The 21,927-nt window shown below is 59.9% G+C and carries 17 protein-coding genes and 2 tRNA genes; 5 read left to right on the top strand and 14 right to left on the bottom strand.

The features are described 5' to 3' along the window. Positions 1 to 284 precede the first annotated feature (284 nt). The 3 genes from ABEA58_RS00415 (at position 285) to ABEA58_RS00405 (ending at position 2,344) form a co-directional block, all read left to right on the top strand. Positions 285 to 1,379: a hypothetical protein gene (locus ABEA58_RS00415; protein WP_425563501.1), complete on the top strand. Its 1,095-nt coding sequence runs from the start codon at positions 285 to 287 to the stop codon at positions 1,377 to 1,379. A 717-nt stretch (positions 1,380 to 2,096) separates the two neighbouring features. Further along, positions 2,097 to 2,170: transfer RNA gene (locus tag ABEA58_RS00410), tRNA-Cys, on the top strand. A gap of 87 nt (positions 2,171 to 2,257) precedes the next feature. Continuing rightward, positions 2,258 to 2,344 (top strand) — tRNA-Leu (locus ABEA58_RS00405). 403 nt (positions 2,345 to 2,747) lie between these two features. On the opposite strand, the gene pgsA is transcribed toward ABEA58_RS00405, so the two are convergent. The 11 genes from pgsA to ABEA58_RS00350 all read right to left on the bottom strand — a co-directional run bounded on the left by pgsA (position 2,748) and on the right by ABEA58_RS00350 (position 15,908). Continuing rightward, positions 2,748 to 3,386 (bottom strand): CDP-diacylglycerol--glycerol-3-phosphate 3-phosphatidyltransferase, encoded by a 639-nt coding sequence (gene pgsA, locus ABEA58_RS00400; RefSeq protein WP_345547750.1) that lies wholly within the window; start codon positions 3,384 to 3,386, stop codon positions 2,748 to 2,750. A 97-nt stretch (positions 3,387 to 3,483) separates the two neighbouring features. Further along, complete coding sequence (uvrC, locus tag ABEA58_RS00395; protein ID WP_345547749.1) at positions 3,484 to 5,331, bottom strand: excinuclease ABC subunit UvrC; 1,848 nt, start codon at positions 5,329 to 5,331, stop codon at positions 3,484 to 3,486. Positions 5,332 to 5,478: 147 nt separating this feature from the next. Continuing rightward, complete coding sequence (locus ABEA58_RS00390) at positions 5,479 to 6,132, bottom strand: response regulator (protein ID WP_345547747.1); 654 nt, start codon at positions 6,130 to 6,132, stop codon at positions 5,479 to 5,481. A 195-nt stretch (positions 6,133 to 6,327) separates the two neighbouring features. Then, positions 6,328 to 6,966, bottom strand: coding sequence for an alpha-ketoglutarate-dependent dioxygenase AlkB family protein (locus ABEA58_RS00385; RefSeq protein WP_345547745.1), 639 nt, complete (start codon positions 6,964 to 6,966; stop codon positions 6,328 to 6,330). A gap of 261 nt (positions 6,967 to 7,227) precedes the next feature. Then, positions 7,228 to 8,244: a UDP-N-acetylmuramate dehydrogenase gene (gene murB / locus ABEA58_RS00380; RefSeq protein ID WP_345547744.1), complete on the bottom strand. Its 1,017-nt coding sequence runs from the start codon at positions 8,242 to 8,244 to the stop codon at positions 7,228 to 7,230. After that, positions 8,241 to 9,011, bottom strand: coding sequence for a 3-deoxy-manno-octulosonate cytidylyltransferase (kdsB, locus tag ABEA58_RS00375; protein WP_345547742.1), 771 nt, complete (start codon positions 9,009 to 9,011; stop codon positions 8,241 to 8,243). Before kdsB ends, murB begins: the two co-directional genes overlap by 4 nt. Next, a complete protein-coding gene (gene lpxK / locus ABEA58_RS00370; RefSeq protein WP_345547741.1) occupies positions 9,004 to 10,041 on the bottom strand; it encodes a tetraacyldisaccharide 4'-kinase in 1,038 nt (345 codons plus the stop codon). Before lpxK ends, kdsB begins: the two co-directional genes overlap by 8 nt. Before the next feature lie 2 nt (positions 10,042 to 10,043). Further along, positions 10,044 to 11,873: a lipid A export permease/ATP-binding protein MsbA gene (gene msbA, locus ABEA58_RS00365; protein WP_345547740.1), complete on the bottom strand. Its 1,830-nt coding sequence runs from the start codon at positions 11,871 to 11,873 to the stop codon at positions 10,044 to 10,046. Between the two features lie 127 nt (positions 11,874 to 12,000). Further along, positions 12,001 to 12,420, bottom strand: coding sequence for an ExbD/TolR family protein (locus ABEA58_RS00360; RefSeq protein ID WP_345547738.1), 420 nt, complete (start codon positions 12,418 to 12,420; stop codon positions 12,001 to 12,003). Positions 12,421 to 12,434: 14 nt separating this feature from the next. Continuing rightward, entirely contained in the window at positions 12,435 to 13,055 is a 621-nt protein-coding gene (locus tag ABEA58_RS00355) for a MotA/TolQ/ExbB proton channel family protein (protein ID WP_345547736.1), read from the bottom strand. A 273-nt stretch (positions 13,056 to 13,328) separates the two neighbouring features. Then, positions 13,329 to 15,908 carry a DNA internalization-related competence protein ComEC/Rec2 gene (locus ABEA58_RS00350; RefSeq protein WP_345547734.1) on the bottom strand — a complete coding sequence of 860 codons (2,580 nt, stop codon included), beginning with the start codon at positions 15,906 to 15,908 and terminating at the stop codon, positions 13,329 to 13,331. Positions 15,909 to 16,010: 102 nt separating this feature from the next. Here ABEA58_RS00350 and ABEA58_RS00345 point away from each other — a divergent pair, with 102 nt between their 5' ends. Together ABEA58_RS00345 and ABEA58_RS00340 are read left to right on the top strand one after the other, a co-directional pair. Then, the gene (locus ABEA58_RS00345) at positions 16,011 to 16,328 is read left to right on the top strand and encodes a hypothetical protein (RefSeq protein WP_345547732.1); all 318 of its coding nucleotides are present in this window, start codon (positions 16,011 to 16,013) and stop codon (positions 16,326 to 16,328) included. Further along, positions 16,325 to 17,272: a porin gene (locus ABEA58_RS00340; protein WP_345547730.1), complete on the top strand. Its 948-nt coding sequence runs from the start codon at positions 16,325 to 16,327 to the stop codon at positions 17,270 to 17,272. The genes ABEA58_RS00345 and ABEA58_RS00340 overlap by 4 nt, the downstream gene beginning before the upstream one ends. Positions 17,273 to 17,526: 254 nt before the next feature. Here ABEA58_RS00340 and dbpA read toward each other — a convergent pair whose 3' ends face one another. From dbpA to ABEA58_RS00325, 3 genes are all read right to left on the bottom strand, one after another. Then, on the bottom strand, positions 17,527 to 18,930 hold the full coding sequence (gene dbpA, locus ABEA58_RS00335) for an ATP-dependent RNA helicase DbpA (RefSeq protein ID WP_345547728.1): 1,404 nt from the start codon (positions 18,928 to 18,930) through the stop codon (positions 17,527 to 17,529). Positions 18,931 to 19,391: 461 nt separating this feature from the next. Beyond that, a complete protein-coding gene (gene purT, locus ABEA58_RS00330) occupies positions 19,392 to 20,588 on the bottom strand; it encodes a formate-dependent phosphoribosylglycinamide formyltransferase (protein WP_345547727.1) in 1,197 nt (398 codons plus the stop codon). A 48-nt stretch (positions 20,589 to 20,636) separates the two neighbouring features. Next, positions 20,637 to 21,485, bottom strand: a complete 849-nt coding sequence (locus ABEA58_RS00325) for a PA4780 family RIO1-like protein kinase (protein WP_345547725.1) — start codon at positions 21,483 to 21,485, stop codon at positions 20,637 to 20,639. Positions 21,486 to 21,927 lie beyond the last annotated feature (442 nt).

Raw genomic sequence — 21,927 nt, 5'->3', positions numbered from 1 at the left:
TTCCTGAAACAATTTAGAGCCCAAGGAAAGCTTCTGAAAACTACTTGGAAGAGATCTCCGTGCCAGTAGCGTAAACTGCAAGGCACCACGGTTGCATGCGCGGCCTAACATCCAGATCGCGATATTTTGTGAGTTAGATGCATTTGCCAAGGATTAACCCAGTTTTCTCCCGCCTGTTCACTGGGCTTTTGCTACTCGTATGCATTGGCGCCAGGGCGGCTGCATACGAGCCCTTCGATATTGAGTACCGTGCCGAGATCAAACCGGAAAGAGGCGTGGCCTTGGTGACGATTCAACTGCGGGGAGAAAAGCTGCCCAGCAAACTCGTACTCCACCTACACGGCGACCGATACAAGCATATGCAAAGTACCGACACGCTGGATATAGAGGGAGACAGGGCCACTTGGAAACCCAGCGGAACCAGCTCGGAGCTTAGTTACCAGTTTGCGATCGATGAACAGAAGTCCTCTGGCCGTTATGATTCCCGGGTTCAGGCAGACTGGGCCATTTTGCGCGGCGATAAACTGATTCCCCCCATAGCCGCAACCATGAAATCCGGGCTGCAGTCCCGCGCCCATCTCACCCTGCACATGCCAAACGGTTGGTCTGCCGCCCTGCCCTACAAAGAGTCCTCAGAGAACCGCTTCCCGATCACAGATCCCGGCCGGAGATTCAAGCGCCCCAAGGGCTGGATGATCCTTGGCAACATTGGCAGTCGTCAGGATATGATCGCTGGCGTCAGCACCAAGGTTGCGGCACCGCTGGATGAGGGCATACGACGGCAGGACACCTTGGCATTCCTGAACTGGAACCTGCCGCATATTGTCGAGGTCTTTCCCGGGTTCCCCAACAGGCTACTGGTCGTGATGGGTGGAGACCCCATGTGGCTCGGAGGGTTATCTGGCACCGGCTCGCTGTTTATGCACGGGGGGCGCCCGCTGATCAGTGGCAACCGGACCAGCAGCCTGATCCACGAGCTGGTGCATGTGGCGACAGGCATCAGGGGTGACGGCGAGAGCGACTGGATTGTAGAGGGGCTGGCCGAATTCTACGCACTGGAAATCCTGCGGCGCTCCGGGGGCATCAGCGAGAAACGCTACCAGCAGGCCCTGGAGGCTCTCGCGGAATGGGGCCGGGAATCCGCAACACTGTTCCGAAAGCGTTCCGAGGGCGCTACGACCGCCCGAGCGGCGTCGATCATTGCCAACGTGGATAGGGAGATTCGCAGCGCAACGAATAACCAGGCCAGTATCGATGATGTAGCCCGAGCACTGGCAGAGGAAAGGGGTCAGGTGAGCCTTTCACAGCTCAGGAGGCTTGCTGCCGAGGCTGCCGGCAAGCCGGTCCAGGCGCTCTCCGACAGGGCGCTATCTAACTAGGCAACCCCTAACCAGGCAGTCGCTGAGCGCATGCTCTCTGACCCGTCAGCTTCTATCCCAGCACCGACAAAAACCTCTGAGCCTGTGACCTGCACCCTCTCCCATGCCTGCACGCTTTAGTTGAGAGCTTGGGACCACGTGGGGCCCAGGCAGGCGGTAAATAGCAGGCAAAAAAAAGCCCTGACGACGGGGGGGGGGAGAGCGTCAGGGCCAAGACCATTAGGGTGAAACTGGGAGGATTTCATCCATGCAATTCTGTAGGCGCTACATAACCAACTGCTAGATACAATCAAGCACAATCAATAGGTAGCGCATTTCCTGTCTGCTTGCTGCTTGATAGTGGCGACCTCCTTAAGTGCCTGGAGGATCACGCAGGCCAGATACAGAGAAGTATCGAACAAAATTCGCACCTCGCCAGTTATTTGCCCCCTGCCGGCAATATCAAGTTGTAATAACATCCAGCAGAACTATTACCTATCTGGCCATAGCCATTATTTAGCCGACAGCGATCACTTTTTATACGCCGCTCTCGCTTCACAGTGACGGTAAAGGGAAATCCACCCCCGCAGCCAGACAATACTTGACTAATCCGGCCCAACCCCTAGAATAGCGCGCTCTTACTTACCGCAAGGCACGTAAGTATCAGAAAACGCTAGGATTTTTCGAGTGATTTCGTTAGAATCGCCGGCGTTTTTCCGCCTCAGGCGGCACCTATTAGGCTAGGTGGCAGAGTGGTCATGCAGCGGACTGCAACTCCGTGTACGCCGGTTCGATTCCGACCCTAGCCTCCATTTTCCCGCCCGCTCACCTCCTTAGAGCTGGCAAGCAACGAGAGATACGGCACCAGCCGCACAATACAACTCTCGTTCACCTACCCCGCCCGGGTGGTGGAATCGGTAGACACAGGAGACTTAAAATCTCCCGGCTTTACGGCCGTGCCGGTTCAAGTCCGGCCCCGGGCACCAATCTTTTCCACAGCTCTCTTGAAAACTGCAAACCTACTTACAGCTGGAATATGTGCTGATTTCGCAGCTCTAACGATTTGCCCCTCGAGGCGAACTCGCGAGCGGAACCCCGCAGGTGTGCAAGCAGCCCAGCCGAGACAGTACAATACTGGACACGTAAAGCTGACCACCTCTCTTCCCGCCTAGCTCAGGCAAGATTCAAGCCTGCAATGTGGCAGATGGGCCAGCCATGGCAGCAATGCCAGCCTCGTTAGTCGCCACCCCTTCACGTGCGTCTCACACGCCACGCTCAAGCCAGTTGCTCAACACCCTGTCAACGGTTGCTCGCAATAAGCTATTAAAATAAAAACGCCCACGCGTTTAACGGGCGGGCGTTCTCAGAGGGCAAATTCAACCCGGCGTGTCAGTCCCGCTCTCGCGCCCTTTCATCATCAACATCGCCCTGCCCTTTATTGGCGACAGTGGCATTGGAGCCGGCCTGATCCTCAGGATGATCGGCGACCAGTACCGGCCAGGCGGCGCGCATATACATGACCATGGTCCACAGGGTCAGCGCCGCGGCAACGTAAAGCAGGATATAACCAAGGACTTCCATCAGCGGGTATTCCCGCACATCGAAAGCCAGCAGGATGATAATGGCCGCCATTTGCGCAGTGGTCTTGATTTTGCCCACGAAGGAGACGGCGACGCTGTTACGCTTGCCGAGCTCCGCCATCCATTCCCGCAGGCCGGACACGGCGATTTCACGACCGATAATGACTGCGGCAGCGACCGTAAACCAGCCGTTCTTGTGCAGTCCCACAAGCAGCACCAGCGCGGTCGCCACCATCAGTTTGTCTGCGACCGGATCCAAAAAAGCGCCAAAGGCTGTGCTCTGATTCAGCTTTCGAGCAATGTAACCATCGAGCCAGTCGGTAATGGCGGCGGCGGAGAAGATAATTGCCGAGGCAAAATAGCTCCATTGGTAAGGAAGATAAAATACCAGTACGAAAACCGGTATCAATGCGACACGAAGGAGTGTGAGCTGGTTGGCGAGGTTCATGCTTTTCCTTGTACTTGGGGTGCGCGTAAGTTACCAAGTCGACACCCAAAAAGAAACTTTATACGCCGCCGGTAAAGCCCCAGAAAGCGCCGGGTTTTTATTCGTTGTGTAACGCCGAGTATATATCCTGCGCCAGCTTTCGGCTCACGCCATCAACGCCGGCAAGCTCATCCACTGAAGCCCGCTTGATTTCCCGCAAGCCGCCAAAATGACGCAGCAAAGCGCGACGCCTTGCGGGTCCGACGCCGGGGATACCCTCCAGTGGCGATTCCCGACGCTTCTTGTCCCGCCGCTGACGATGCCCAGTGATGGCGAAGCGGTGGGCCTCATCACGAATCTGCTGTATCAGATGCAAAGCGGGTGAGTCTGCGGATAGTACCAGCTCGCGCTGCTCGGATACGATGTGCAGGGTTTCAAAACCCGCCTTTCGGGTGGTCCCTTTGGCGACGCCGATAATCTCTACGCCGACGACACCAAGCTCTTCCAGCGTTTCAACCGCCTGCCGTACCTGCCCTTTGCCGCCGTCGATCAGAAGAATATTGGGAAACTTCCCCTCTCCGCTGGCCAGCCGGGTATAGCGGCGCTTGAGCGCCTGCCCCATGGCCGCATAGTCATCACCGGGCGTAATGCCCTCAATATTGAAGCGGCGGTAATCGGATTTGACTGGCCCGCCGGTATCGAACACGACACAGGAGGCCACTGTAGCCTCTCCCGCGGAATGGCTGATATCAAAGCACTCCAGGCGCTCGGGCACCTGCTCCAGGGTCAGGCATTCCTGCAGCGATTCAAAGCGCCCCTGCAGCTTCTGCTGGGCGGCAGTGCGGCTGGTGAGGTTCTGAGCCGCCGCCTCTTGCGCCATCGTCACCCAGGTAGCGCGGTTGCCCCGCAGCTTGTGCACAATGGCGACCTCCCTGCCACTCTGCAGGCGCAGGGCATCCTGCAGGGTCTCTGTATCCTCGACAGGCTCTGACGTCAGTATTTCCCGGGGCACCTCGCGCTGGCTGCCGAGGTAAAACTGCGGAATAAACGCCGACAAAAGCTCGGCCGGCGTGAGGCCGAGGCGCTCATCGGGAAAGTAACTGCGGCTGCCCAAAATCCGCCCCTGGCGAATAAACAGGATGTGTACGCAGCTGGTGCCGCCCAGGCTGGCGATGCCCAGCACATCTACATCCCCGCGCCCCTGTTCGGCAACCTGATCCGACTGTAACTGCCGCAGCGCACCGATCTGATCCCGCAGGCGCGCCGCCTTTTCGAACTCCAGCTCTCTGGAGGCCGTATCCATCTGGTCCGCCAGCTCACGAATAATGCTGTCGCTCTTACCGCCGAGAAACATCTCGGCGTGGCGCACATCGACCTGATACTCCTCTTCGCTGATGTACTCCACACAGGGGGCCGTACAGCGCTCAATCTGATACTGAAGGCAGGGACGGGAGCGATTGCGGAAGACGCTGTCCTCACAGGAGCGAATACGGAAAGTCTTCTGCAGAAAATTCAGGCTGTCGCGCACCGAGTGGGCGTTTGGATAGGGTCCGAAATACTGGCCCTTTTTACGTTTTGCGCCACGATGCAGGGCAATGCGCGGATATGGGTCGCGGCTCGAAATAAAGATATAGGGGTAGCCCTTGTCATCCTTCAGCATGACGTTATAGGGCGGGCGCTGGGATTTGATCAGGCTCTGCTCAAGGACCAGCGCTTCGGTCTCGCTGCGGGTGACGGTGACTTCGATACTGGCGATTTTCTCTACCAGCGCCATGGTCTTGGTGGTGAGACCGGAAGCCCGGAAGTAGCTGCCGAGACGATTGCGCAGGCTCTTTGCCTTACCTACGTAAAGAATCCGCCCCTCGACATCAAACATCTGGTAGACGCCAGGCTGGCGAGTGACCGTCTGCAGGAATCGCTTGCTATCGAAAGGGGATGCGCCCTCGGGGGCCTTTATTTCCGCCATGAAGCTGCCTGGAAGGAATGAAACACCGCCTGCCGCCGATACGTGGCTGGCTACAGCCTAAAGCCGCTCTCGCCATCAGAAAGCCACAAAGCCACTAGAGAGCAAGAGAGAGTCATAGCTTGTATGAATGACGAAGAAGGCCGTTGCCTAGAGCACCGTCTCGGGGTCCAACAGCTGGTATTTTACCGCCAGCAGCGTCAATTCGACATCGCTGTGAATTCCCAGCTTGTCAAAAATCCGGTAGCGATAACTGTTCACCGTCTTGGGACTCACCGCGAGGGTGTCGGCAATATCCGCAACCTTGCTGCCATTGACGATCAGAACCGCCGTTTGCAATTCACGCTCCGAGAGCTCATCAAAGGGGGAGGCATTTTCGGGCTTGCCGGAGACATTGCGCATGGCCATTTTGGTGGCCATTGAGCTGCTGATAAAAACCTCACCCCGCTGCACGGATCGAATAGCGCGAACCATTTCCTCCAGATCCGCGCCCTTGGTGACATAGCCAAAGGCGCCGGCCTGCAGCAGCCGGCCGGGGAAAATATCGTCATCCAGCGCGCTGACCGCAACCACCTTTATGGAGGGAGAGCGGGCAACCACCTTTCTGGTGGCCTCAAGGCCACCCATTCCGGGCATTTTGACGTCCATAAGAATGACGTCAACATCCTCACGGCGCACAAACGCCAGCGCCTCTTCCCCGGACTTTGCCTCGCCGACAACATCGATATCGGTAACGTCACTGAGCATGCGCGCTATTCCCATACGCACAAGGTCGTGATCGTCAACCACTAAGACTCTAATCAAAATAGCCCCAACTGCGGATGCTTTAGCGACCGCGACTCAGGTCTCTCACACCCCGAGCATCATATGCACTTCGCCGTTATTGTTATTACTCAGCGCTGGCAGTGCCGCGCAAAGTTCCTTCCTACAGAGCCGGAGCCAACATACCAGACAAAGCCACCACCGCAAAGCGTGTCGCAGGCTTGAGAAAAAAAGCCTTTACAGGTTGGAATGGATATAACGGAAAGTAAGGCTAATCCTGCCGGCGAGCGGCCGGCGACTTTTGGCAACCTGATGCTGCCAGTGGTGCTGCACCGCGCCAGAGGTCAATAGCAGCGACCCGCTGGGCAACTCCAGCACCTCTCGCCCTGCCCCTTGCCGCACGCGAAAGGATAGCCTCCGCGGCTGGCCAAGGCTGATTGTGGCAACCACCGGGGAATCGCCGAGCTCGCGCTCATTGTCCGCATGCCAGCCCATGCCATCGGCGCCGCTGCGGTAGTGGTTGATGAGAATGGAATTGAAAGCGAAACCGGCCTCAAACAACCGGTCACGCACATCTTTAAGGGGCGCGGTCCAGGGTTGGGGGTGCTGCTCAAGGCCAGACCACCGGTAGCGGACACCGGCATCACCGATAAAGGCATGGCGGCGCGGGATCGGATACTGGCGGCCGAACAGGCGAACCGACGGCTGGTCCCACTCGAGTGTATCGAGGCAGTGCGCCATCAGCGTCTCAGCTTTACCAGGAGTAAGCCAGTCAGGCACCAGGACAGCGCACCCCGGCGGCAGTGGCAGCGTCACACTGTCTGGGTATTGATGGGCCAGCCTTTCGGCCAACTGGCGGAAGCGTTTTTCGTCCAAGTGCTCCTCAGTGCTCCTCAGTGCTCCTCAGTGCTCCACGTAGTCGCTGCGATTGCGTAGGGTGTTTGCAATGGATTCTGCCCAGGGTACGCAGTGTACCCCCAGCGGAGACGAGGTTCAGCCCTGGCTCGCCGGCACCTCTGCAGGATCAGCATTCAGGGTTAAGCCGCAATATGAGGGGTAGCGGCGCCAGGGATAGTAACGGGGCCAGGGATAATAGCGGGGCCAGGGATAATAGCGGGGCCAGGGATAGTAACGGGGCTAGGGATAGTAACGGGGCTCGGGCTCCAGCTGCACACCAAACCTGTTCAGGATGTCGTCGGCAATAGCGCGGGCCAGATCGGTGATCTCGGACCCCGCTCCACGGCCGGGGTTGACGAGGACCAGGGCCTGCCTGTCGTGGACGCCCACGTTGCCGATACGGCGTCCGCGCCAGCCGGCCTGGTCGATCAGCCAGCCTGCGGCGAGCTTCCAGCACTTGCCCGCCGGGAAAGCCACCAGATCCGGATAGGCCTGCTTCAGCGCCAGGTACGCGGTTTCATCGACCAGCGGGTTTTTGAAAAAACTGCCGGCGTTGGGAGTCTTCTCCGGTGCCGGCAGCTTGGAGCGGCGCACCGCGATCACCGCTTCGGCAACCCTGGCGGGAGTGAGGCCGCCCACATCGATCTGATGCTCCTGAAGGTACTGCAGCAATGCCGGGTAATCCGCGCGGGGTTGCCAGTTCGACGGCAGGCGCATACGTACCCGGGTAATGATGTACTGATCCCGCGCATCCCCCTTAAAGACGCTGTCGCGGTAGGCGAAGTGGCAGTCCGCCTTGCTGAATTCACGCAGTTCGCCGGAGGCGATATGGATCGCGCTGAGATCCTCGAAGGTATCGCGAAGCTCGACGCCATAGGCGCCGATGTTCTGGATCGGGGCCGCGCCGACACGACCGGGAATCAGGGCCAGATTTTCCAGTCCGCCCAGATTGCGCGCTACGGTGTGCATCACCAGCTGATGCCAGTTCTCCCCGGCGGCAGCGGTGATCAGGGCCCCGTGAGGGCCCTCCTCGACCGCAAGGCCCTGGAGGTCGATATGCAGAACCAGCCCGGGGTAACCCCCGGTCAATACGATATTGCTGCCACCACCTAACGGCAGGATCGGCAGGCGCCTGCGGCGGGCAAATTCCAGCGCCTCGCGCAACTCGTCCAGACTGCCAACATGTGCATAGTGCGCAGCGCGGGCACGAATGGCCATGGTGTTGAAGGGTTGCAGGTCCACATCCCGCTGGATCATCGCGCCAGCAGCTCCCGCATGCGCGTCAGGTCGGCTTCCGTGTCCACCCCGCCCGGCACCTGCTCGCGGGCGTCCGCCACGTGTATCTGCTCGTCGTGAAACAGGAAGCGCAACTGCTCGAGGGATTCAAATCGCTCCAGTGGGGCCATGGGCCAGCCGACAAAACGGTTCAGGAGCGCGACCCGGTAGGCGTAGATACCGATGTGGCGGCGCGGGTGCAGCCCCTCGGGCAGTGCTCGCTGCTCGAAGGCAAAAGCGTCACGCGGCCAGGGGATGGGCGCCCGGGAGAAGTAACGTGCCAGCCCGCTCTCAGAGGCCACCACCTTGACGATGTTGGGATTGAGAAAATCGTCCAGAGACTCGATCGGCTCAGCCAGAGTCGCCACACCCGCCGCATGGTTGCGGGCCAGGTTGCCCGCCACCTGGTCGATCACCGCCGCGGGAATCAGCGGTTCATCGCCCTGCACGTTGACGATGATGCGCTCCTCCGAGAGGCCGAGATTGGACGCCACCTCCTGCAAGCGGTCGGTGCCGGATGCGTGCTCCGCTGAAGTCATACAGACCTCGCCACCGAAGCCGCGCACCGCTTCCGCGACCCGCATATCATCGGTTGCCACCACCACACGCGCCGCGCTGCTCTCACCGGCGCGTTCATAGACATGCTGGATCATGGGTTTGCCGGCGATATCCGCCAGGGGCTTGCCCGGGAGACGGCTGGAGCCAAAACGGGCGGGAATTACAACATCAAAGGAAACGCTATCAGTCATGCTCGGCAAAGTTCTGAATGTGCTGGTGAATCTTCTGGTAAAACAGGTCCGGCAGGCTGGCACGTACTTCCAGCGCCCACCAATGGGTCTGCCAGAAATCGCGGCACTTCACCGCATCTTTCATGGTCATCATCACCGGTGTGACGCCGTCAAACTCCAGTTCCTGCGGGGAGAATTCGTGATGATCGCTGAAAGCCTGCTCCACCACCTGATAGCCAAGGCCGCGCAGTGTGCGGAAAAAACGCTGCGGGTTGCCGATGGCGGCAACGCCGTGGACGAGGCCGGGCTCAGGCCCGGACTCCAGCTTCAGCGTAGATGTCTGGTCGAGGTTGAACTGGTGCCAGCAGGCCGGCTGCAGCGTCATGGTGAAGTCCAGCCGCCCGCCACACTGTTTGCGCACCTCGGGCTCCGGCTCGCCATTGCTGACGACAATCCCCACCTGGTCGAGACGTGAGATGGGTTCGCGCAGTGGCCCCCTCGGCAGCAGGCGGCCATTGCCGAACCCGCGCTGGCCGTCGACCACACAGATTTCCATGCTGCGCCACAGTCCATAGTGCTGCAGGCCGTCATCGGCAATGATGACATCGCAGTGGTGATAGTCGATCAGCGCCTGCGCCGCCTCGGCCCGATTGGGCGAGACCATCACCGGCAGGCCGGTGATCAGGCGCAGCATCAGGGGTTCATCGCCGGACTCCAGCGGGTGGGACTGCTCGGTAACCTGGTATGGATAACTCTTCGCCCGGCCGCCATAGCCGCGGCTGACGATCCCCGGGTTCATGCCGCGCTCGTGCAGCCAGCGGGCGAGTTCCGCCACAAGCGGGGTTTTGCCGGCCCCGCCAGCGGTAATATTGCCCACGACAATCACCGGCACACTGAGCGCCTCCGGTGCGTGGGTGCGCGCCCAACCCCGGCGCCCTTCCACCGCGAGGCGGTAGAGGCCCTCAACCGGCGACAGCAGCGCGAGGCCACCGGACGATTGCTCCTCATCGGCGGGATACCAGCGCTTGTTGAACCAGTCTTCCAGTGACATCCCTACCCCGCGGTTTGCTGCTGAAGCAGCGTCGCGTAGCGACCGCCCGCTGCAAGCAATGTTTCGTGAGTGCCGCTCTCGATAATACGCCCCTGCTCCATCACCAGAATACAATCCGCACTCTCGATAGTGCTGAGGCGGTGGGCAATCACAAAAGTGGTTCTGTTCTTCATCACCTCAGCCAGTGCTGCCTGTATGTGGCGCTCGGACTCGTTATCCAGAGCGGAAGTGGCTTCGTCGAGAATCAGGATTGGCGCGTCCTTGAGCAGTGCTCTGGCGATCGCCAGCCGCTGGCGCTGGCCACCGGAGAGCATCTGCGCATTGTCACCCAGCATAGTGTCCAAACCGTCCGATAGCTCGCCGATGAACTCGGAAGCATGGGCCAGCTGCACCGCTCTCTCCACCGCCTCGCGGCTGGCGCCGGCCAGCTCGCCATAGGCGATATTGTTGTACACGGTGTCATTGAACAGCACGATGCTCTGGGAAACCATGCTGATCTGGCGGCGCACGTCGGCAATGGACACGTCGGTGATATCCGTGCCGTCGATCAGGATGCGCCCCTGAGTGGGATCGTAGAAGCGCGACAGCAGGCTGACCAGTGTACTTTTGCCGGAGCCTGACGCGCCCACAAGCGCCACCGTGCTTCCGGCTTCAACAGAGACATGGATATCGCTCAACACCTCGGGGGCGGCCGGGTCGTAGCGGAAGCCCAGATGTTCGAAGGTAACCGCGCCGCGAACCGGCTCCGGCAAGCGCGCGGTGCCGCCAAGCGGCTCCTTGGGAGAGTCGAACACCTCAAAAATGCTCTCGGCGGCCGCAATCCCGCGCTGGATATCGGCAAACACCTCGGACAGGCTGCGCACGGGTTTGGCCAGTGAGGCCGCCGCACCGATATAAGCGGCGAATACGCCCGCGGTCATGGACTCCACCATCCCCGGCGCCAGGGCCAGCCAGACGATGGTGGCTGTGGACAGCCCTACCAAAACCTGGATCACCGAAACACTGGCGTTGTCCGCTACCACCAGCTTCATAAACTGCTGGCGGTTGTTGTCGCTGGCCTGCTCGAAACGCTTGTTTTCATAGGTCTGACCGCCGTACATGCGCACCACGTGGTAGCCGTTGATCGCCTCCTGGGTAACATGGGTCACATCGCCCATGGTGTTCTGGATGCGGTGGCTCAGTTTGCGAAAGCGCTTGCCCACGGTGCGCACGATCAGGGCGATCATTGGGGCGAACAGAAAGAATGTAAGAGTCAGCTTCCAGTTCACCAGCAGCAGGTAAGTCAGCAGGCCGATGGTGGTAAAAGACTCCCGGATCAGGACTTTTACCGCCTTGGTGATGGAATTGGTCACCTGCTCCACGTTGTAGGAGACCTTGGAGATCAGGTAGGCACTGGTATAGCGGTCGAAGTAGGCACTGGGCAGCTGGCCAATTTTGGCAAACAGCTGGGTGCGCAGCTGGTGAATCACCGCCCGCCCCACATAGGCCAATCCGTAACTGCCAATGAAATTGCCGCAGGCGCGCAGCACGATGATCAAGAGCATCGCCAGCGGAATCAGCCAGCGGGCGGTCTCCTGCGGCATCACGCCGCCGGGAAAGTGGCTGGCGACGATCTTGGCGAGAAAGCCCCGGCTCTCCTGAATACCCGCCCCAACGGCATCCAGCAACAGCTCGGTCACCGCGATCAGGCTCACGCCCATGACGGAAAACAGCAGAAAGCCGAACACGGCCAGTGCGAAGATCGGCCAGTATGGCAGGGCGTAGGTCAACAGGCGGCGGTAGGTTTCCGCACCGCGCTGGGGTTTGCGCGGTGGCGCGTTCACTCTGTCCATACAAACTCTTGGCCGGACTCCCTGCAAACACAAAGCGGCAGCATGAACGCGCTGCGCTTAAGCGGGCCTGCAGGGTCCCCCGTCAGCCTGTCAGCTGCGGTTGGACTGCGGGCCCTCTTGCGAGGGGTTAATTTTTTTCTGGTTGCCGTGTAGTGATACTGAGGTGGACAAACCCCAGCTGACCCGCGGCATCCATGGCGCGAACCACCGCCTGATGCTCTGCGGTGGCGTCAGCGGTGATAACAAGCGGGCGATTGTACTCGCCCGCGGAAACTTCCGACAGCGCCGATTTGAGCGTAGCCAGCTTTTTGTTGATCAGCGCGCGGCCATCCACCGCGTAAGAGCCATCCGCGTTAATCAACACCTCAACCATGCTTGGCTCAGCCTGCGCCTGTGGGCCGGCGGCCTCCGGCAGGTTGAGCTTCAGGTGGCTCTCCTTGGTAAAGGTGGTGGAAACCATAAAAAAGATCAGCAACAGGAAGACCACATCGATCAGTGGCGTGAGGTTGACCCCATCCTGCTCGCGCTGCTGGCGGCGAAACTGCATTGGACTTACCCCACTCAGACCGCTTCGATGCGGCGGTCACTGTGCAGGGCATCCACCAGCTTCACCGCCTCCTGCTCCATGGTCACGACGATACTGTCGACACGGCGCTGAAAATAGCGGTGCGCCATCAGCGCCGGAATAGCCACCGTCAGGCCGGCGGCGGTAGTGATCAGGGCCTGGCTGATACCACCGGCCAGAACACCGGCGTTGCCGGTACCCTCCAGCATAATGGCGGTGAACACCTGGATCATGCCGAGCACTGTACCCAACAGACCAATCAACGGTGCCACGGCGGCGATGGTACCCAGGGCACCGAGGTAGCGCTCCATTTCATGCACAACCTGACTGGCGGCCTCTTCGATGCTGTCTTTCATCACCTCGCGGCCGTGCTTGGAGTTGGACAGCCCGGCGGCGAATATCCGCCCGAGGTAACTTGAATCGCGCAGAGTCTTGAGTTTCTCGCCGTCGACCTGGTTGTTTTTCAACCAATCCCAGACCTGACCGAGCAAGGTACGCGGAGCGATGCGACTGGCGTTCAGCGTCCACAGACGCTCAATACAAATGGCAATCACCGCAACGGAACAGAGGAGTATTGGCAGCATCAGCCAGCCGCCGGATTTTATTATTTCGAGCACTTTATATGACCCCAAAACTGCCAAAGGGAATAGCGGCCTCAGACTCTACCACAGCTGGTCCCGGCGGCTAAGTCCCCGTTGCATCCAGTGGCCGCAGTGTGACGCAGGAGGCAAAGTGTAAATACGCCCAAGAATTCACCAGCTTCTTTTTAACCACGCGCTTAATCCGCGTATTTTGTTCCAATCCATCTGGCCTCGTCTCTCCGCCCCCTGATACGCCTCTGCCCAGGTCTGACAGGATTCCTGCGAAAGGCAACCTCCACGATCTCTCCACTAGCGCAGCCAGAAAGGCCCTGTGTCCCTGGCCTTTTGCACCACAGGAGACTCAACACCTGGCTCCCAAAAGAAGGAAACGGCACCACTGTCGGCGGTGGAAAAAATGCGCGCGCCACGATGTTGATAGCGGCTCACCACCTCCGGATGGGGATGCCCGAAATGATGGCGATAGCCGGCACTGAACACCACCGCCGCCGGCTGACTCCAGCGCAGAAATGCTTCCGATGACGAAGTGCGGGAGCCGTGGTGGGGGGCAATCAATAAATCCACCGGCAAGAAATCATCAAAGCGCCGTGCCAATTGCCCCTCGACCGAGGTGGAAATATCGCCGGCCAACAGGATACGGTGATCACGCCACTCCACCAGCGCCACACAGCTATGGTCATTTTCCTCCCCGCTGACATCGTCTTCGTTTGGCCACAACCAGGTAATGCGCATCCCACCCAGATTGAAGGCGCTACCGGCCACGCAGGGAAAGGCCGCCAAACTGTGGGAACCCGATAAACCCTGCGGCCGAGATGAACCATCAGGTCCGGCTCCTGCGCTCATGCGCCGAACCAACTCCCCGGGTGCCGCCAGCCGCTTGATTGGCATCATTGCCAGAAGCCCCGCAAATCCCCCGGCGTGATCACTGTCGCCATGGCTCAGCACCAGGAGGTCCACCTCGCGTCCGCCCTCACCCAGCAGAAATGGCGCGACGATTGCGCTGCCGGCATTCCAGCCTCCGACAGTGCCGGGCCCTGCGTCATAGACCAGCACGGCGTCCCTGGAGCGCAGCACCACCGCAAGGCCCTGCCCCACGTCCAGCGCCGTTACCGCCAGCTTGTCTGCAACCGGCGTCCGCGGCAGCCAGCCCGACGGCAAGCCAACCAGCAGCACCAGTAGCGCCACCCAGCCAAGCGCCCTGCCCGGCACGCCGGCTGGCAATAACAGCCAGAAGATACCGAGTCCGAACATTACCGCCAGCCAGGGGGAGGCGGGTGCGCCGGCACTGAACCAGCCGCCGCCGACAGCCATTGGGCCGGTGAGCATTTCCAGCAGTAACTGCAGCTGCGCACTCCCCAATGTCAGCAGCCAGGCGCCGGCTGAAGTTCCCACGAGCAGCGTGCCGATCAGTAAGGCAGGTAGAATCGACACCGCCATCCAGGGAATGGCCACCAGGTTGAATACAAAGCCGCCGGCACTGAAACCCTGAAAAAATGCCATGGATGGCAGCAGCAAGGCGAGCCCGATCAGCCACTGGCTGCGCAGCAGCTCCAGCAAGCGCCCTGCCGACCTTTTGGCCAGACCGGATAAGCCCTGCTGGCCGCACAGTGGGGACAAGTCGCAAGAGTGAGAGAGTCCCGCTCGCGGCGTGACCCGATAGCGGCCGCGAAATCCCAGCAGCAGCGCCGCCACAGCGAGAAAAGACAGCCAGAAACCCGGCCCGTGAAAGGCCAGGGGCTGCAGGGTAAGCACGATCGCCAGCGCCAACAGCAGCGCCAGTGCGCTGTGCAATCGCCGGCGCCAGTACCAGGCCAGCAACAAAACCGCCAGCATCACCAGCGCCCGCTGTGCCGATAAGGGCGCTCCACTCATCAGCACATACAGGCCCGCCGCTGTCAGCGACAGAACAGGCACCAGCAAGCGGGGAGTCCAGCCCAGAAACAGCCCGATCAGTCGCGCCAGCAGCCCCGCCAACAGGGCCACAGCGCCTGCCACCATGCCTACATGCAGGCCGGAGATGGCGATCAGGTGCGCAGTGCCGGAGTTGCGCAGCGCCTGTGTCTCCGCATGCGACAGGCCGCTGCGGTCCCCCAGTACCAACGCCAGGATCAAATCTGCGCTCGGTAATTCCAGGGATCGAATGCGGCTGCGGATCGCCTCGCGGGCGGACAGCACCCCGCCACTTTCACCGAGCAGCTTGGGCTGCGCATCCTGTGGCCTGATGTAGCCGGTGGCATAAATATTTCGGCGCAGCAGCCAGCCTTCGTAATCGAAGCCGTGGGGATTCACGCTCCCTCTGGGGCGTTTCAGCCGCACCGGCATCGTCCAGATAGTGCCACCGCGCAGCCGCGCCTGCTCCTCCGGACCCGCCCCATACCAAGTCAATTCAAGGTGCCTGCCGCGCAGGCTTTCCTCTGCAGCCGAATCCAGCACCCGGGCAGTGAAACGGATATCGACGCCCCCACGGCTTCCGTAGCGGCTGCGCGAATCCCTGACCGCCGGCAGTGAATCCACACGCAGCGGCAAAACCCAGTCCGCACCGTGGCCCGCTTCCGGGAGCCGGTCCAAAAGCGCTCGCTGGTTGCTCCAGGTGGCCCATCCGGCGCCGAGCATTGCCGCCAGCAAGAGGGGCAGAACAGCTCGGCGCCATGGGGACACAGTCACCGCCACCGCAAGCGCAAAGCCCACAAGAACAAGAGCCTCCAGGGTGGGGAGCTGATACAGGCTGCCGCAGATAAGGATTGCCGCCACATAGGCGGCCAGCTCTCTCGGGCCAGGCCGGTAGCGCGCCGCAATCCTCAACTGTTGGCGCACTGCTAACAGCGTTTTACGGTTACTGCCTTCCCCGGCCTGCGTACTCGCTGCATCCATGCTGCGATCTCTATCTGGGTATGAAGTTGATTTTGCCCTGCTCCGGTTTTAGCTCTGCTTTAACTTGGCTGTTTACCGTCTTCCCGGCTCAGCGGCCGTCCTATGTCTATTGCCGATGTTTGCCCGCCGCTCCCGGGGCTGGCCAGTGATTTTGCGAGCGCCAACATGGGTTTGTGCCAGATTCCAGCCGATGAAGCAAAAGTTGTCCATGAAGTGGAATCAGCGAATTTGGCTGCACCGAACCAGCCGGCTGCTCATTTTTTAATCGGCCTGGCGCGTTTATATAAAAAAATGTCACCTTTAATTTTTTTGTCACATACGATGCGCAGAATTCGCAGCAACTCGAGGGATGGCAGAGATTCGGACAGGAAGCCGGCCCTCAATCACAAGCAAAACCACAAACCTGTGAGACGACCATGAAAAAAACTGCTATCTCTCTGGCCATTGCCGCCGTGGTGCCAGCACTGGCAACTGGTCAAGATGACTCCAAGGCTATGCAGCTCTATGGCAAAGCCAATGTCGCATTCCAGTCTGCCGACGAAGGCGAAGGTTCCATCACGGATATCAAGAGCAACGCCTCACGCCTGGGCGTGAATGGCGAACTGCCCTTCGCCAACGGCCTCACCGGCATCTACAAGATGGAGTACGAGGTCAATGTGGACGGCGATGCGGAAGAGACCTTCTCCCAGCGCAACATCTACGTAGGCATCCAGGGTGACTTCGGTCAGGTGATCGGTGGCAAATTCGACACTCCGCTGAAAGTGGCGCAGAAGAAAGTTGATTTATTCAACGACCTGGAAGGCGATATCAAGAGCCTGATCACCAAGAGTGACAACCGCGAAGCCAACAACCTGCAGTACACCAGCCCCTCTTTCGGAGGCTTCAAGGTCAGCACTGCCTATATCAGCAATCGTGAAGAAGTGATCGGCACTGACCAGCAAGAGAACGAGATCACCCGCGACAACGGCACCTCCATTTCCTTCGCCTACGACCAGGGCGGCGTCTACATCGCTTACGCCTACGACATGGATGTGGAAGCCAACGGCTGGGATACCGCCCGCCTTGTTACCCAATACAATATCGGTGCGGTTCAGGTAGGTGCCCTCTACGAAGAGCAGGAAAAAGAAGACGGCAGCAGCCAGGAAGGCTGGATGACTTCCGCCGCCTACAAGATCAATGCCTGGACATTGAAAGCCCAGTACGGCCAGTCTGATATTGTCGAAGAAGACGGTGAGACCTACAGCCTGGGTCTGGACTACAAGCTGTCCAGCGCCGCCAAGGTATACGGTTTCTTCACCGACGAGTCTGCAGCTGCTGATTACGACCGCAGCTACTTCGGTGTGGGCACCGAGTTCAAGTTCTGATCCCCGGGGTCAAGGCTTGAAAACAGGCGGCCAGCGGCCGCCTGTTTGCGTTTTGTTGTCAGGGTATTTCCAGTCCGGCTTGTCTCCTTGATGCCTTGATGCTTGATGCCTCGCGGCATTTGTCCCGACAAAACACGCCCAAAGCAGCTAATCGCACCGATCAATTCCAATAGACGACTCAGTCCGTTACCGATGGCCGGCAGCTTGCACGCGCTCACCGTTACCGGAGTTGCCAGTATACGCGCCGCAGGGACTCAAACCCCGACAATACGAGCGCGGAACTTGCGGCCTTTCAGCTTGCCGCTGGCGAGTTTGGCCAGCGCCTTTTTGGCCACCACGCGCTCCACCGCCACAAAAGTGGAAAAGTCGAACAGCTGGATCTTGCCGATCTGGTCTCCGCCGATACCGCCATCCCCGGTGAGGGCACCCACCACATCGCCGGCGCGCACTTTCTGCTTTTTGCCACCGTCGATCTGCAGGGTCGACATCACCGGCCGCGAAGGCGTAAACCCTCTGGGCAACTCCGGCAGCGCCTCCAGGGTGATTTTCAGCTGCAGCAACTCTTCGAGACGCTCCAGCTTGTAGATCTCTTTCTTGCTGACAAGAGACAAGGCCACACCCTTCTGCCCAGCCCGCCCGGTACGGCCGACACGGTGTACGTGTACCTCGGGATCGCGGGAGAGATGGTAGTTCACCACCACCGGCAGTTCTTCAATATCCAGCCCGCGCGCCGCCACATCCGTTGCCACCAGAATCGAGGCACTGCCGTTGGCGAAGAGTGTCAGGGTGCGTTCGCGCTCTTTCTGCTCCATATCCCCATGCAGGGCAAGCGCCGCAAAGCCGGCGCGCTTCAGTGTTTGCGCGGCCTCGTCGGTTTCTTTCTTGGTGTTGCAGAAAACCATTGCCGATGAAGCGTCATAGCTAGCCAGTAACTGGTACAGGGCCGCGGGCCGCGCCTCATTGTTTTCCACCCGGTAGTAATGCTGCTCGATGGTACTCTGGGTATGCGCGGCCGCCACTTCCACCTTCACCGGCTTGCGCAGTACCCGACCCGCCAGTGCATCGATGGTTTTGGGGTAAGTGGCGGAAAACAGCAGGGTCTGCCGCTCTTCGGGCAGCTGTTCAAGAATCTGATCCAGCACCTCCTGGAAACCCATATCGAGCATTCGGTCCGCCTCGTCGAGCACCAGCGTGTCCACATTGGCGAGGTCTAGGTTGCCTTTGCGCAGGTGGTCTTCAATCCGCCCCGGCGTGCCCACCACGATATGGGCACCGTGTTTGAGGGAACCTATCTGTGGCCCGAAGGGCATGCCGCCGCAGAGGGTCAGAATCTTGATGTTGTGAATGGCCCGCGCCAGCTTGCGCAGCTCCCGCGCCACCTGATCCGCCAGCTCCCGGGTGGGACACAGCACCAGCGCCTGCACGCGGAATCGCTCCACGTTTAGCTTGTGCAGCAGACCCAGCCCGAACGCCACCGTTTTGCCGGAACCGGTCTTGGCCTGCCCGATGACATCCCTGCCCTCCACAATCGCCGGCAGCGCAGCGGCCTGGATTTCCGTCAGCCGCTGATAGCCGAGGTCCTGCAGATTTTTGAGGAGCGCCGGCTGCAGCGGCAGGGACTTGAAATCGCGGGGGTGATGGTTGTCGGGGCTGGTCAAGACAATGACTCGTGTCGGTAAATGGCCGCGTATTGTAGGTAAGGGGCGGCCGATTTCCTATTGGAAACGCCTGCGACCCCATCGACATTCAATGAAGTAGGCCGGCGGGGGAAGCCGAGAAGAAGTCCAGACTGTCGAGAATGACCGGCGCTTCCGACCCGGAAGAGGGTTTGAAAGAGTATTTGAAAGCGGATTGGAAAGGCGGACCAAGGAGACCAATCGGAGGGAAAAACACACGGCCAAATCAGAGAAACGAATCAGAGAGCGGAAGCGGAAGCAGAGCCGCAGGGTCCGGAGAGGCCGCTATCAGCCAGACCTTGCCAGACCTTGCCAGACCTTGCCAGACCTTGATCAACCTGCTGATCAGACACAGCCCAAGCACAAGGTTCAAAGCCACGGCAAAAACACACAGCCGGCCATGACACCGGCCTATGCAGCCCAGTAGTCAGTCAAGCTTAGCGTTACAGATTGACCTCAATATCGGCAATGATCGCATTGGCGGTATCGCGGGCGGTTGTAATGTCATCGGCCCGCGCCAGGGCCACGCCCAAACGGCGCTTGCCGGCCACTTCCGGTTTGCCGAACAGGCGCAGCTGGGTATCCGGGCGGGCGAGCGCGGTGGCCAGGTTGCCGAACCGCATCTGCGTGGAATCCCCCTCCACCAGCAATACGGCAGAGGCAGAGGCGCGGTGCAGCTGGATATTGGGAATGGGCAACCCAAGGATGGCGCGGGCGTGCAATGCGAACTCGGACAAGTCCTGCGAGATCAGCGTCACCAGCCCGGTATCGTGGGGTCGCGGCGAAACTTCACTGAAAATCACCTCGTCGCCTTTAACAAACAGCTCCACCCCGAACAGGCCGCGACCACCGAGATTGTCGGTCACCGCCCGGGCAACATCCTGAGCGCGCGCGAGGGCAGTCGCCGACATAGGTTGCGGCTGCCAGGATTCCTGATAATCCCCGTCCGCCTGGCGATGGCCAATGGGTGCGCAGAAGCTGGTGACAATCCTGCCGCTGCCATCGTTGTGGCGGATCGTCAGCAGGGTGATTTCGTAATCGAAATCCACAAAGCCCTCGACGATCACCTTGCCCTTGCCGGCGCGGCCGCCCTCCTGCGCATAAGCCCAGGCAAGGTGAACCTGAGAGGCATCCCGCACCAGGCTCTGGCCTTTACCCGATGAACTCATGATCGGTTTGACCAGGCAGGGAATGCCGATCTCGTCGATGGCGGCTTTGAATTCCGCCTCGCTGGCGGCAAAGCGATAACTGGAAGTGGTCAGGCCCAGAGTTTCTGCGGCAAGCCGGCGTATACCCTCGCGGTTCATGGTCAGCTGCACCGCTCGCGCGCTGGGGACTATCTCCACCCCCTCGCGCTCCAGCTCGGCCAGAGTATCGGTAGCGATGGCCTCGATTTCAGGCACCACCAGGTGAGGCTGCTCCTTCTCAATCACGTCGCGCAGGGCAGTGCCATCGAGCATATTGATCACATGACTGCGGTCTGCCACCTGCATCGCCGGGGCGTTGGGGTAGCGGTCAACGGCAATCACCTCGCAGCCGAGGCGCTGCAGCTCGATCACAACTTCCTTGCCCAACTCCCCCGCGCCGCAGAGCAGTACGCGGGTTGCAGTAGCGGAAAACGGGGTGCCCAGAGTGGCCATAAATGTGTACCTCAAGATAAAGGGGGCTCTTACTGGATCATCAACGGCCTAGTCATTGTCCCAGGCCGGAGCCAGACGCTCGGCCTCCTCTTCACGAACATCATCGATAACAGCCATCAGATCAGCGACGTCGACACTGCGCGCATCATGCTCGAAACTGCCACTAAGGCGACTGTCGGGATGCAGTTCGCCGCTCTCATACAGCGCCCAGATTTCCTTACCGTACTCCGTATTCAACAGTTCCGGGGCAAAACGGCCAAAATAGGCGCGCATATTGTTGACATCGCGCTCCAGCATGGCAGCCGCATGGTTGTTGCCGGCGGCATCCACCGCCTGGGGCAAATCGATAATGACCGGGCCTTCCGGCCCGAGCAGTACGTTGAACTCAGAAAGATCGCCGTGGACAAGGCCGGCGCAAAGCATACGCACAACATCGGCCATCACCTGGGCGTGGTACTCGCGGGCCTGCTCCGGGGTCAGGGTAACGTCGTCCAGTCGCGGGGCCGCATACCCTTCGGCATCAGCGACCATCTCCATCAGCAGCACACCGTCGACAAAGCCGTATGGCTGCGGAACGCGCACACCGGCGGACGCCAGCCGGTAGAGGGCATCCACCTCGGCACTCAGCCAGGCCTGCTCCTGCTCCTTCTGGCCATAGCGGGTCTTCTTCGACATGGCCCGCGCGCGGCGGCTATTGCGCATCTTGCGGCCTTCCTGATACTGCACCGCCTGCTTGAAGCTGCGCTGCTTGGCCTCCTTAAAGACCTTGGCACAGCGCAACTCATCGCCACAGCGCACCACATACACCTGCGCTTCCTTGCCGCTCATCAGCTGGACAACGACCTCATCAATCAGACCGTCGTCGACCAGCGGTTGTAGTCTCTTGGGTATTTTCATCCGGGTACTTTCATCTGGGTACTTTCATCTGGGTACTTTCACCTGGGTACTTTCACCTGGGTACTTTCACCTGGGTACTTTCACCTGGGTACTTTCACCTGGGTACTTTCACCTGGGTACTTTCTTCGGTGTGCCGGTATCCGGGTACAGGCATCTGCGCACTTTCTGGGTTCTGTTGTGAGGGTCGCCAAACGCGAGTCATCTTCTTGTATTCCCCGCCGGCCAGGCCCTGAGCACTGTACACCCTGCCCTATTACTCCCCGCCATGTTACTAGCGCACCGACAACTAGTCGATTGCGACGGACACAAACAGAACTGTTAATGCACAGCTTGTCTGAGATTAGTGGCAACCTTAGCTTGTGACAATCAGCACAAAATATACTGGCACAGCGCACAACTTTGCCGTTGAGCTCGTGCTCACCGCGTAGAGCGAGGACATATT

This window comes from Microbulbifer aestuariivivens (genome assembly GCF_039545115.1).
In the GTDB taxonomy this organism is placed as follows: Bacteria; Pseudomonadota; Gammaproteobacteria; order Pseudomonadales; family Cellvibrionaceae; genus Microbulbifer; species Microbulbifer aestuariivivens.
The sequence above is the reverse complement of the archived record's forward strand: the minus strand, read 5'-3'. Positions and strand labels throughout refer to the sequence as shown.